Annotated in this window: 16 protein-coding genes; 10 read left to right on the top strand and 6 right to left on the bottom strand. The window is 34.4% G+C overall.

The window, feature by feature from the left end; translation table 11 throughout:
• The 6 genes from L950_RS04550 to L950_RS04535 form a co-directional block, all read left to right on the top strand.
• A partial coding sequence (locus L950_RS04550; RefSeq protein WP_021187884.1) for a Gfo/Idh/MocA family protein occupies window positions 1-670 on the top strand: 670 nt, incomplete at its 5' end.
• A gap of 27 nt (window positions 671-697) precedes the next feature.
• On the top strand, window positions 698-907 hold the full coding sequence (locus L950_RS29445) for a hypothetical protein (RefSeq protein ID WP_021187883.1): 210 nt from the start codon (window positions 698-700) through the stop codon (window positions 905-907).
• Window positions 889-1,488, top strand: coding sequence for a DUF1080 domain-containing protein (locus tag L950_RS04545; protein ID WP_021187882.1), 600 nt, complete (start codon window positions 889-891; stop codon window positions 1,486-1,488). Before L950_RS29445 ends, L950_RS04545 begins: the two co-directional genes overlap by 19 nt.
• Window positions 1,489-2,037: 549 nt before the next feature.
• Window positions 2,038-2,952, top strand: coding sequence for a HAMP domain-containing histidine kinase (locus L950_RS04540; RefSeq protein WP_021187881.1), 915 nt, complete (start codon window positions 2,038-2,040; stop codon window positions 2,950-2,952).
• A 20-nt stretch (window positions 2,953-2,972) separates the two neighbouring features.
• A complete protein-coding gene (locus tag L950_RS31910; RefSeq protein ID WP_021187880.1) occupies window positions 2,973-3,323 on the top strand; it encodes a sensor histidine kinase in 351 nt (116 codons plus the stop codon).
• 383 nt (window positions 3,324-3,706) lie between these two features.
• The gene (locus L950_RS04535) at window positions 3,707-4,306 is read left to right on the top strand and encodes an HdeD family acid-resistance protein (RefSeq protein WP_021187879.1); all 600 of its coding nucleotides are present in this window, start codon (window positions 3,707-3,709) and stop codon (window positions 4,304-4,306) included.
• 142 nt (window positions 4,307-4,448) lie between these two features.
• Here L950_RS04535 and L950_RS04530 read toward each other — a convergent pair whose 3' ends face one another.
• From L950_RS04530 to L950_RS04520, 3 genes are all read right to left on the bottom strand, one after another.
• Window positions 4,449-4,841, bottom strand: a complete 393-nt coding sequence (locus tag L950_RS04530) for a DUF1801 domain-containing protein (protein ID WP_021187878.1) — start codon at window positions 4,839-4,841, stop codon at window positions 4,449-4,451.
• A gap of 99 nt (window positions 4,842-4,940) precedes the next feature.
• Window positions 4,941-5,744, bottom strand: a complete 804-nt coding sequence (locus L950_RS04525; protein ID WP_021187877.1) for a DNA alkylation repair protein — start codon at window positions 5,742-5,744, stop codon at window positions 4,941-4,943.
• A complete protein-coding gene (locus L950_RS04520; protein ID WP_021187876.1) occupies window positions 5,741-6,379 on the bottom strand; it encodes a peroxiredoxin-like family protein in 639 nt (212 codons plus the stop codon). Before L950_RS04520 ends, L950_RS04525 begins: the two co-directional genes overlap by 4 nt.
• 92 nt (window positions 6,380-6,471) lie before the next feature.
• Here L950_RS04520 and L950_RS04515 point away from each other — a divergent pair, with 92 nt between their 5' ends.
• Window positions 6,472-6,816, top strand: a complete 345-nt coding sequence (locus tag L950_RS04515) for a winged helix-turn-helix transcriptional regulator (protein WP_021187875.1) — start codon at window positions 6,472-6,474, stop codon at window positions 6,814-6,816.
• Between the two features lie 158 nt (window positions 6,817-6,974).
• Here the strand turns inward: L950_RS04515 and L950_RS04510 are convergent, their stop codons facing one another.
• The gene (locus tag L950_RS04510) at window positions 6,975-8,276 is read right to left on the bottom strand and encodes a DUF389 domain-containing protein (RefSeq protein WP_231576858.1); all 1,302 of its coding nucleotides are present in this window, start codon (window positions 8,274-8,276) and stop codon (window positions 6,975-6,977) included.
• Between the two features lie 159 nt (window positions 8,277-8,435).
• Here L950_RS04510 and L950_RS04505 point away from each other — a divergent pair, with 159 nt between their 5' ends.
• Entirely contained in the window at window positions 8,436-8,891 is a 456-nt protein-coding gene (locus L950_RS04505) for a VOC family protein (RefSeq protein ID WP_021187873.1), read from the top strand.
• Here L950_RS04505 and L950_RS04500 read toward each other — a convergent pair.
• Window positions 8,888-9,214: a winged helix-turn-helix transcriptional regulator gene (locus tag L950_RS04500; RefSeq protein WP_021187872.1), complete on the bottom strand. Its 327-nt coding sequence runs from the start codon at window positions 9,212-9,214 to the stop codon at window positions 8,888-8,890. The genes L950_RS04505 and L950_RS04500 overlap by 4 nt on opposite strands.
• A gap of 195 nt (window positions 9,215-9,409) precedes the next feature.
• Here L950_RS04500 and L950_RS04495 point away from each other — a divergent pair, with 195 nt between their 5' ends.
• Both L950_RS04495 and L950_RS04490 read left to right on the top strand, forming a co-directional pair.
• A complete protein-coding gene (locus L950_RS04495) occupies window positions 9,410-9,832 on the top strand; it encodes an NUDIX hydrolase (protein WP_021187871.1) in 423 nt (140 codons plus the stop codon).
• Between the two features lie 185 nt (window positions 9,833-10,017).
• Entirely contained in the window at window positions 10,018-10,266 is a 249-nt protein-coding gene (locus L950_RS04490) for a hypothetical protein (protein WP_021187870.1), read from the top strand.
• A gap of 320 nt (window positions 10,267-10,586) precedes the next feature.
• Here the strand turns inward: L950_RS04490 and L950_RS04485 are convergent, their stop codons facing one another.
• Window positions 10,587-11,024 carry an RrF2 family transcriptional regulator gene (locus L950_RS04485; RefSeq protein WP_021187868.1) on the bottom strand — a complete coding sequence of 146 codons (438 nt, stop codon included), beginning with the start codon at window positions 11,022-11,024 and terminating at the stop codon, window positions 10,587-10,589.
• Between the last annotated feature and the right edge of the window lie 18 nt (window positions 11,025-11,042).

The raw sequence follows: 11,042 nt of genomic DNA, 5'->3' as shown, positions 1-11,042 counted from the left end.
TTTGCAGGACTGGACTATAAATGAAAATTTACCACAGGGAGGCCGAGCTTTTTGGCGTATGGACGCCGAAGCTGCAGGTTCTGGTGTAACAGGAGATCTATTGGCACATTGTATTGATTTAGCTATGTGGCTAAATGGTGGTATTAAAGATGTTTCTGCAATGACAGAAATTTTTGTGAAGCAACGTTTACGTGAGGAAACTGGGAAAATGGAAGATGTCAAAATTGATGATGCTTGTATATTTCACTGTCATTTTGTTAATGGTTCCTTGGGGTTATTTGAATCTACGCGCTATGCCCGAGGGCATAAAGCACTTTTTACATTTGAAATTAATGGAGAGAAAGGTTCATTACGTTGGGATCTGCATGATCTTAATAAATTGGAATATTTTAATAATGCAGACGAGTCAATCGTTAAAGGCTGGCGCTCGATTCATGTGACCGATGGTGATCAACCTTATATGGATAAATGGTGGGTACCGGGATTATCCATCGGTTATGAACACTCATTTGTTCATCAAGTAGCAGATTTTCTAAAAAGTGTAGAAACTGGTGAAGAATGTCATCCTACTTTTCGAGATGCCTATGAGACCCAAAAGGTGTGTGAAGCCGTTTTATTGTCTGCTAAAAACAAATGTTGGGCGGACAATGATGTAGATTGGAACAATTAATGTTAAATTAACTTTTAGCTCATAACAATGAACAAGATGATAAAATATGGATATCTGACTGCTACAGCTTCGCTTTTGATGCTGGCCTGCAATGCCGGAAATACGAAACATGATCAGGGGCAGCATGCCGTTCTTGATAGTTCAGTACAAGAAGGGTTTGTCGCAATGCTTGATTCTAATACATTGAAGGATGGGAGGGAGATAGTAGCTATTGGCGTATGGAGAGTGGTATATTGATTGGTGAAATTAAAGCTGATGCAGAACCTTTAAAGAATAATACTTTTTTAATTTGGAAAGGTGGAGAACCGGGTGATTTTGTATTGAAGTCCGGATTTAGGATCTCCGCAGATGGTAACAGTGGTATTAATTATCGGAGTGAACGTTTTGGGAACTTACCGTATGCTCTGAAAGGATATCAGGCTGATATTGATGGTCGGCATCTCTATACCGGCCAAAATTATGAGGAACGTAATCGTACTACTTTAGCTTATCGCGGGCAACAGACAGAAATACCGAACCCAACTGCAGGTGAATCTGGCGCTTCGAAAGGTAATGCCTGGAGTACCCTGATTGTGCGAGACACTTTGGCGACGGCAACGCAACTTGCTGATGCGGTTAAAGTTGGCGACTGGAACGAAATTGAAATTGTTGCAAAAGGTAATAAGTTATCTCACTATATCAATGGAAAGTTGATTTCGGAGGTCGTGGATAATGATAAGCAACATCGGAAGCAGAGTGGATTGATCGGTGTGCAGGTCCATGTGGGACCACCGATGAAAATCGAATATAAAGATATGAAAATTAAAATACTGGACTAACTTAACATAATCATTTTAAATATTTTTTTTAAAAATGATTATATGGTCATTATGATCTGTGTTATATGCCGCATATTTAAATAGATTTTATGCATAACAATCTTTTGGTTAATTTACCTTAATTGCCAATGGATTTGAAATTAGGTTTTAGAACAAAAAGCGCAACTCCATGCTGTGCTTTTTGTTTATTTCTGTTTCTCATTTTTTAGGCTCCTCTCATAGGCCATTGAAATAGGACTGGTTCTCTCAATCTCTTAGTAAGAAGTGTTTTTGTTGAATTTTAGTTCAGTTATAAAAAGTTGGAAAGACCTTATAAATTTTGCTAGTTTTGTTTCGTAAATTCTGAATCTCGTTTACTTTCTCCATTCAAATGAAGAGATCATACCGGAAAGTATTTCATTAGTTTAGTAGATGTTCTATTTGAATGAATTCAGATAATGAAGTTCTCTTATAATGGCGGAGTATTTCATATCTATTTTAATGAAGCAGGAAAGCACCTAAATAGAAAATTGTACTAGATTTAATATCCAAATTAACCATCAAAAATTAATGGCCAATACGTTATCTGTATATGTAAAGAATATCCTATATCGGCTTAGTAATGTAGGGGTTGACCCTGAAATGTCTTATGTTGAATCTCAGTATACTAAGCTGATCAATATCTTAAATTGGATAGGAATGTGCTGTATGCTTAGTTATGCTATTGTTAATTTCGGTAATGAACGTTATTTTCTTTCTTTTCTAAACTTATTGAATGTTTGCGATGCGACAACAGTGCTTATATTGAATAAGTATCGAAAGTATCTGAGTGCACGACTAGTAATGGTGATCTCAAGATTAATCATCTATACTGTGGCTGGATTGTATTTTCATAACGGTGGCGAATACTTTCTGGTGGCATTGCTGATCACGACCAGCTTGATGATTGATAACAAATGGATCAGGTTTTCTTTATGTTTTTTAATTTTTATAGCTTGTGTGGCCGTGATTTTATTTCCTCAACCACCTTTACTGGGATCTCCCGTTCCTCCAGAACAGGCTTATGCTAATATGATTGTAGGGATTTTATTGATAGTCGGTGTGGTGAGTTTCTTTAAAAGTATCCAGGGTACCTATCAGCAGGAAATTGAAAAACAGCGTCAAGCCTTATTTTCTTTAAATAAGGATAAAGAAAAGATGTTTTCAATTTTGGCACATGATATTCGCAGTCCTATGGTAACACTTGAAAATTTACTGCAGATGTTTCATGAGGATTTGCTGACGCATAATGAAAGAATCGAAACTATCGGTCTGTTGAAAGATCAAGTCTCCCAATTGGGCTCGGTTATGGACAATTTATTACGATGGAGTGTGCGGGGGATGCAGGGAATTCAAACTATAAAAGTTACTTTTTTACTTCGGCCTTTAGTGCTGGAATTATTTCATTTTTTGATTTCCTTGTACGACAAAAACAACTTACGGTAGATATAAATATACCTGAGTCCATGAGTCTTTTTGCTGATTATGATCAAACGGCTGTTATCTTAAGAAACTTATTGAGCAATGCGATAAAATTTAGTGAGGTTTGCGGACGTGTAAAGGTTTTTGCAGATGTTAAAGGCAATATGATTGATATTTTTATTAAAGATGAGGGAATGGGAATGGATGACCGCCGAATAAATATGTTGTTTACCTCCTCTCAGTTATCTACAAAGGGGACGATAGGAGAAAGGGGGTTTGGTCTCGGGTTAATTCTTTGTGCTGAATTTACCCGATTGAATGAAGGAACTATTCGGGTAGAAAGTAAGTTGAATAAAGGTTCAGTATTTGCCGTTTCATTACCTAAAAATAGTTAGTAGTCCTTTTGTAATGGGGTATCAATATATTAAATAGAGACTTATTGACATATAAAAACACTTCAATCGGTAATTTCATTTTCCATTATTTTGAATAACTGGGGTTTATTTACATGCATTTCTCTCTTGTGAGAAAAATGTATAAATTTATTATTTAAGGAATCTAGTTATATGAAAATCTTTAATATGGAAAAAGGTTTTTAAGGTTAATTGAGTATTTATACGTTTGAGATGTGAAAATAAAATTTTTAGTATTTGAACTTTTTTTTAAAAAAGTTTTTTTAATCATTAAAACAAAATAACTAAATCTAATGTAAATAGTCAGTGTAGATCTACAAGTAATGATCTACCAATTATATTTAACATTTAAAAACACACGAATTATGGAGAAAAGTATTGTTCAAAAGGTTTTAAAATTCTGGTATTTACCTTTAATTGCTGGCATATTGTATATTATAGTAGGTGTTTATGCAGCAGCTGCACCTTTTAGCTCTTTTCTGGCTTTGAGTATATTTTTAAGTGTTGGAATTTTGATCAGTGGCGTATTTGAATTGTTTTATGCATTATCGAACCGTAAGAACAGTGATAATTGGGGTTGGCATTTGGTTGGTGGTATGCTGAATTTGTTTATTGGTGTATTGCTTATTGCCAATACGGGATTGACAGCATTGATGTTATCGGTATTTATTGGAGCCTGGTTATTATTTAGGTCCATTACAACAATTGCCAATGCTCTTGAGATCAAGCGTGTTGGAATAGGTAATTGGGGCTGGATTCTGTTTACCGGTATCTTAGGACTTTTGTTTTCATTCTTGTTGCTTTGGAACCCATTAATAGCAGGTATTACCATTGGTATTTGGATGGGAATAGGATTAATAACGGTAGGGGTCATGCATGTGGTACTAAGTCTTATTGGTCGAAGACTAAAAATGATCAATGAAGATCTGGATATTGGAGGTGATCGTCATACCGAAATAAATTAATATTTAAAACAAAAAGCGTAAATTATATTGTGCTTTTTATTTTAAGTTAATAGTTTTGTATATAAGGGTTTTGGTCGTATTAAGGTGTTGATGAAAATGTTTTTGCTCATATTTTTATTTGTGGGCTTTTGAAATTATGGCTTTACTTCAATCGGATCAATATTCCTTTCCGTTTTATAATATTCTTGTAATCCCACTGTATTTTTATTGATTTCTCTAACCAACGTTTTAAATCGTTTTTATCGATTTGAGAAATGGAATTATAGTAAATCGATGCGTCTTTAAATTTAGATCCTATAATCTTTAATTTTTCTTCTTCAAAATCGGAACCACTCCAAAACATCAGTCTTATTCCAGCTTTTTGTCTGCTGTATCCTACAATGGGATTTTTTTCTATAAACCATACGGGATGTGCATGCCATATTTTATTTTCAGCATCTGGTAAATGCTGGGAAATTTCCTCAGCTAGCATATCACATATGGCTTGGTCTTCTTGATTCAGTTGATTATTGTACATTCTAATATCGGGATCCATATTTTATGTGTTTGATAATTCTTGGTCTTTCGGACTGAATTTACAATAATTTTCACTGGTTTCCACTTTGCAAATGACAAGAAAATAGTATTTGGTTATTTATGATCCAATTGTTCTTAATGCTTTTTTGATGATATATTTGGTTTCTTTTGTACCACTTTCTTTTTCCCAGCGCTCACAAAGTGAGCGCACGAAATCTGCTTTTGTCTTACTGGCATCGTTGAGCCAGTTGCCAACACTGTCCTGTACATAACGATCTGGATCGGATCGAAGTGGTTCCAAAATTTCTAATGCTAGCTCAGGTTTGTTTTTGAGTAGATCAATATGCTGACACCATACACCGCGTGGTCTTGTAGCCTCGCTGCTAAATCTTCTTACATTTTTGTTTTCATGCGAAGTCCAGTTGGAAAGGATGCTGATGCTGGAAATTAAATTATCTTTAATTTTATGTCTTACCGCCATCCAGCTGATCTCTCTCACTCCGAAATGTGTGTCTGCAGCAAATGGCTTAATTTGCTCTAGTGTCTGCTCAATGCTCAATTCATGATTTCTGCCAATTGTGTATGTTGCCCAACAGCGAGCCATATCGGCCTGATGTTGGGATAATATTTTTAGAAATTGCTGATCTCCATTTTTGAATGATTGCTCAAAGAGCGCTGTTCCGATAGCTTCATTGATCGTATTGACTGTTTGTTTTTTTAGCTGATCAATAGCTACTAAAACTGGTTTTAGATACGCTATGCGTTTATGTTGCTTTAATATATGCGTCAGTAAAGATCGTTGATCAATAGCTAACCACTCAACCAGATTTGCTGTTTCGACTTCTCCACAATTTAATTGCTTTAAAATAGATGGAGATAGATCTTTAGTTGATCTTGCTCCTTTTCTTTTTACTTCGATCATAATTGGTCGATAAGGTCTTGAATATTCACTCTGTTCATATAATTGCTGTCAACAAATTGATAGATTATGGTATGGTCCGTATCAATGATATACACTGCTGGTATTGGTAATTCGTTGTGATCATTTTTATTATATTCAGATAGTGTAATCCCTAATTTTTCATAGGTATCGACTGCATATGTTGGTAATTCAAATGAAATACCGAGTTGTTTGGCTAGTGTATTATCCTGATCCGTCAAAATATCATAATGGAGCATGTGGTTCACTTCTAATTCTTTGTTATAACTTTCCGATTGTGGAGCTATAGCGACTAACGAAATGTTTTTTTCTTTAAAAAATTCCATGTGGTCCTGTAATGCCTTTAGTTCTACATTGCAATAGGGACACCAGCTACCACGAAAAAAAGCTACAATTACTTTGCCTTTTTTTAGTAATTCACTTAAGTCGATGATTTGATTACGGGTATTCTTTAGGCTGAAATTGGGGAATTTATCACCGACCTGTGTGCTATTTTCTTCAATTTTACTACTCTTTAATTCTTGAATAGATTGACTAAAAACTTCGATAATGTCAGCCGGCAACTGCACGGCTAAGTTTTTATTAATTTCATCTATTTTCTTTGCTAAGTTTGTCATGCGATATGATTTGTTTTTGCAAATATTTAAAAGTAAATTCATAATGACAATACCGCATATTATTATCCCTATGGGATAAAAAAGTCAATTTTATGAAATCAAAGGTGCAAGCTATATCTGAAAAAATATGTCCATTGGAATTTGCGGTGAATACGATAAGTGGTAAATGGAAAATTCCGATTATCTGGCGGATCAATGAAGGTGAAAAGCGTCCTAGTGAAATGTTGAGGGGAATAGTTAAGGTGGATCGCCGCGTGTTAAATCAACAATTAAAGGAGCTTGAAGAAGATGGTGTTTTAAGTAAAAAAAGCTTTAATGAGTTGCCTCCTCGTGTTGAATATACGCTTACACCTCTCGGTGAAAAACTGGTGGAGGTACTATGGAAATTAAATGCTTGGGGAGAATTACTGTTGCAGGAAAAATCGGGTTTTAAGTGATGGGTTCACTAGTAATGAACAGATGAAGCATCGCGTCACGATATGCAGGAACAATTTTAACCATGATTGAAGCCATTTCCCTGTAGGGAAATGGCAAGCTTACTTTGTCAATTCTTTTCGTGGTAGTGCAAAATCACTGTTCTGGTTTGCAATAACAGCTACTTCTCTTTCCGGAATTGGATCTTCATCCAATTCTGGAGCTTGATAAATTCTTCTTCACTTAGTTTTTTATCTGCTATATAAATTAAAGAAATGGTATTGATAGCGCTATCCGCAGTGATTATTTTATTCTGTACACCTATGCTGTAGCTCGTTATCTGCGGAAATAAGATTTTGATATTCTCTTGTAAATTTGGTGTATTGATCTGGTATTTATTCAATTCGACATTTAATTGTTTTATTCTAATATCTTTTTCAGAAAGATTTTGTTCTTTTTTGTTGATTTCATTTAAAATATCTGCTTTAAGATCATTGTTGTCTTGACGGATGACTAGTTCTGTATTTTTAATTCCATAATCTTCCATTTCTCTTTTTATTCTGTCTACCTCTTCTTTACTGAATTTTTTGATTAGGAATGCTAATTCTAATTTTTTAGGATTGGAATTATAGTTCGTTCTTTCAAAAACGACTGTATATCCTTTGTCTGTAAAGGTTGTCTGAATAAATTTGTTAACTTTTTGTGCGTATTGTTTTTGTTCTAACAATGTATATGCGAAATATACACTGGGAATAATAAGTACGAGAATAATAAGTGAAATGACACGCGTTATTTTCTTTTCACGGTTTGCATCTACAAAGTTAACCTTTGGATAGTTGAGGTATTTGACAATGATAAAAGTAGAAAGGCAGATGAAAAAGCAATTGATCATATAGAGATATAATGCTCCCGCGAAATAAGAAAGATTGCCAATTGCTAGTCCATAGCCTGCAGTACATAAAGGAGGCATTAATGCTGTTGCTATAGCAACTCCAGGAATTGGATTTCCTTTGTCGACACGGGTGATGGCAATAACACCAACAAGTCCACCGAAGAAGGCAATAAGTACATCGTATATATTAGGTGAGGTGCGTGCCAAGAGTTCGGATTGTGCATCTTTGAAAGGACTTAGAGTGAAATATAAGAAAGAAACCAATAAACTTACAAAGGTTGCAATAATAAGATTTTTTAATGATTTTTTTAACAGCGGAAAGTCGTAAATTCCTAATGCGAATCCGGCTCCTACTATTGGACTCATTAAAGGTGAAATAAGCATAGCTCCTATAATGACTGCTGTAGAGTTTACGTTCAAACCTACCGAGGCAATGACTATGGCGCAAGCTAGTATCCAAAGATTAGCTCCTCGAAATGAAATATTATTTACGACATTTTCTAAGACATTTTCCTTTTTGTCTTCGCCAGTATGTAAATTGAAAAATCGTATGAATTTGGAGTTTGCCATAATTTCTCTATTATTACTCAATAACAGTATTTGTTAAAAATCGTTTGATAAATGTTAGGATATTCTTATGATATGCTGGATGAGTTTTTTTCTTTAAATATTATGATGCGGCCAACGAACAATTTTGTAAGTTCTTTTATTCAGCGATAAGCTTTCATAGGTTTGTCTAAAATATGTATTATGAAGTTGTCAGAAAATATTGTCGGTTTTCATCATTATTCGTTAAAGGCTCCTCAATTTGATGAAACAGTAAAGTTCTACGAACAATTGGGATTTGTAATTGTGCATTCTTGGTCATTACCTGATTTTAATCTCGAAAAATGTGTCATGATGTATCATGAACAGATTAATGTATATGTTGAAATATGCGATGGTGATGCCGATATGCCTGCTCAGGGTAGAAAGCGAAGGTTAGGGGAGGAAATGGTCGAAAATTCTATTCTTCATATCTGCTTTGTTGTCAAGGACGCGGCTAAAGCAAGGGTGGAAGCATTAAAAGCTGGAGCTATAGACCTGAGCAATGGAGTGCTTGCTATTCAGTTGAAAAATAAATCTAAATCTGTCGGTGTTCATAATAGTTTGGTTTATAGTCCAAATGGTGAGGTTATAGAATTTTTAGAACAGGTAAGTTTCTAGTTTTCACCGATAGCACCTAAGGCGGTTAATAAGGCTAAAATTTTCCTTCCTTTTTCGGTTAGGATGTAAAGCGATTTGACTTTATCTTTTTTGTTATCTATAATTTGATCTTCGACCAATTCTTTCAGTTGCTTGGTGAGTATCCGATCGGAAATATCTGGAAGTATGGATTTAAAACTTGCGTAATATAAATCTTCTTCATGGAGAGCAAATAGTAAAGATAATTTCCATCTACCACTGATTTGAGCGAGTGCTTTATGGGCTTTGCAAAACTCTAATAGCGATTTTTCATTTATAGAATTTGTTGAATTTTCTTTACGCATAGTTGATATTGATCGATGAGAAGGACAAGTTATGGATAAATTATTCATTTTTCCTTAACGGAAATTCTTTTGATGCTTTTATACCTAGAGAAAATGATGTTTTTCCTTTATGCACATTTTAATAAGTAAATCTGACTATTGATTTTTCTTTAAAAATTATTAGATTACGCGTTATATAAGTTTAAAATTTTTGATATGGATACGCTTAATTCAAGTCTTCTTACAGCAGGTTTAATCACTTTAAAAGATAATAAACTCTTGTTGGCCTATAGTAATAATAAAAAAGCATGGTATTTGCCTGGCGGTAAGGTGGATCGTGGAGAGAGTTCATTAACGTCTTTAAAGCGGGAGATTAGAGAAGAATTGATGATTGACCTGAACGATGATAGATTGGATTTTTATTGTCATATAACTGCTCCTGCATATGGCGAAAATCCTGTGGTTATTATGGAGCAGGATTGTTTTATATATGATCTTAGAGAAGAGATTAATCCTAGCAATGAAATCGGGGCGGTCCAGTATTTTTCGAGAGCATCATATATGAAAGAGCAGTTTCAAGTGATTGGTGTTTTAATGGTTTTTGATAAACTGGAAGCAGACCGGCTAATAAAGGTCTGATACTTTACCTTTATTTTCCTGCTATTCACCGAGTTTTTTATATTGTTGATCTAAATGTAATAAAAAGAGCGTGTTCCTTGTCTTAATTTTGAGTCAGAAAGTTAAAAGAAATACTTTTTAAGAATGGGGTATTTAACTGACTAACTGATAACTCAAGAAAACTAAATTTATAAAATAAAGACATTATGAAAACGCTAGTAAAAACATTCACTGTAGCAGTATTGGTTGCAATCAGTACACTTACAATGGCTTCGGGAAATCCTGAAAAGACAATCAATTTGTCAACTGCAAATTTTGCAATCGATCATTATATAGACGTAATGACTGAAGGGCAGTCATTAGGTTTAGAGCAGTTATTTACTGCTGATTATAATCAGAAAGTCCAGGGTAAAATTGCAAGAACAAATAGCCGTTCGGACGTTATCAGTTTTTGAAAAACAAAAAGGAGAAAAGTTAAATTGTAAAACGACAACTTTAATCTTAGAACAGTCTGCACATTATATGGTAGCGAAAGTTACTATGCAATTTGAAAATTTTACTAAAACAGATTTGGTTACTTTAGTTAATGACGGCGGAGCCTGGAAAGTTTCAAAATCTATTAATTGTTATCAATAGAAAATGTTTAATTAAGTATCATATGTTTATGTTAGTCCTGTCGAAAGATAGGACTTTTTTGTTTTCCGATAATAGTTGATTCTTTTATTGATATTATGAAGGCATTTGTTTTCTTGTTATTAAGAATTCAGGTTAATTATTATTTAGATAATGTTAAGCTACCTTTTATGAGTTCTAGATTAAATTGACCAATTGTTGTATTTTTAAGCATGGCACTAAGGTGATTTCTTACTTTTTTGAAATCGTTGTGCAGAGGACATGGGTTTTTCTCGGAACAATAATCTAATCCCATGCCACATCCGATAAAGATCTGCTCGCCGTCTACAGCTAAGACGATGTCGGCAATTGGTTTTTTTAACCCTGCAGGATCAATGTAAAATCCGCCATTAGGTCCTTTCGAAGATTGTATTACACCTACTCTGCTGAGATTCTGAAGAATCTTACCTAGAAAGGGTTCTGGTAGCTTTACTTTTTCAGCAATCTCTTTAATGCCTACTTTTCTACCCTCATGAGAACTTTGAGCGATATAAAAGACTGCACGCATGGCATATTCGCAGGTTTTAGAAAAAACACCCATTTTTAAATTATATTTTCT

Source organism: Sphingobacterium sp. IITKGP-BTPF85 (assembly GCF_001006065.1).
GTDB classification, from domain to species: Bacteria; Bacteroidota; Bacteroidia; order Sphingobacteriales; family Sphingobacteriaceae; genus Sphingobacterium; species Sphingobacterium anhuiense.
This window is presented reverse-complemented; position numbering and strand designations above follow the sequence as displayed.

Bases quoted from the DNA above. Each gene is read 5' to 3' on its own strand.
- L950_RS29445 (WP_021187883.1), top strand. From the start codon at position 698: ATGAACAAGATGATAAAATATGGATATCTGACTGCTACAGCTTCGCTT.
- L950_RS04545 (WP_021187882.1), top strand. From the start codon at position 889: ATGGAGAGTGGTATATTGATTGGTGAAATTAAAGCTGATGCAGAACCT.
- L950_RS04540 (WP_021187881.1), top strand. From the start codon at position 2,038: ATGGCCAATACGTTATCTGTATATGTAAAGAATATCCTATATCGGCTT.
- L950_RS31910 (WP_021187880.1), top strand. From the start codon at position 2,973: ATGAGTCTTTTTGCTGATTATGATCAAACGGCTGTTATCTTAAGAAAC.
- L950_RS04535 (WP_021187879.1), top strand. From the start codon at position 3,707: ATGGAGAAAAGTATTGTTCAAAAGGTTTTAAAATTCTGGTATTTACCT.
- L950_RS04530 (WP_021187878.1), bottom strand. From the start codon at position 4,841: ATGGATCCCGATATTAGAATGTACAATAATCAACTGAATCAAGAAGAC.
- L950_RS04525 (WP_021187877.1), bottom strand. From the start codon at position 5,744: ATGATCGAAGTAAAAAGAAAAGGAGCAAGATCAACTAAAGATCTATCT.
- L950_RS04520 (WP_021187876.1), bottom strand. From the start codon at position 6,379: ATGACAAACTTAGCAAAGAAAATAGATGAAATTAATAAAAACTTAGCC.
- L950_RS04515 (WP_021187875.1), top strand. From the start codon at position 6,472: ATGAAATCAAAGGTGCAAGCTATATCTGAAAAAATATGTCCATTGGAA.
- L950_RS04505 (WP_021187873.1), top strand. From the start codon at position 8,436: ATGAAGTTGTCAGAAAATATTGTCGGTTTTCATCATTATTCGTTAAAG.
- L950_RS04500 (WP_021187872.1), bottom strand. From the start codon at position 9,214: ATGCGTAAAGAAAATTCAACAAATTCTATAAATGAAAAATCGCTATTA.
- L950_RS04495 (WP_021187871.1), top strand. From the start codon at position 9,410: ATGGATACGCTTAATTCAAGTCTTCTTACAGCAGGTTTAATCACTTTA.
- L950_RS04490 (WP_021187870.1), top strand. From the start codon at position 10,018: ATGAAAACGCTAGTAAAAACATTCACTGTAGCAGTATTGGTTGCAATC.
- L950_RS04485 (WP_021187868.1), bottom strand. From the start codon at position 11,024: ATGGGTGTTTTTTCTAAAACCTGCGAATATGCCATGCGTGCAGTCTTT.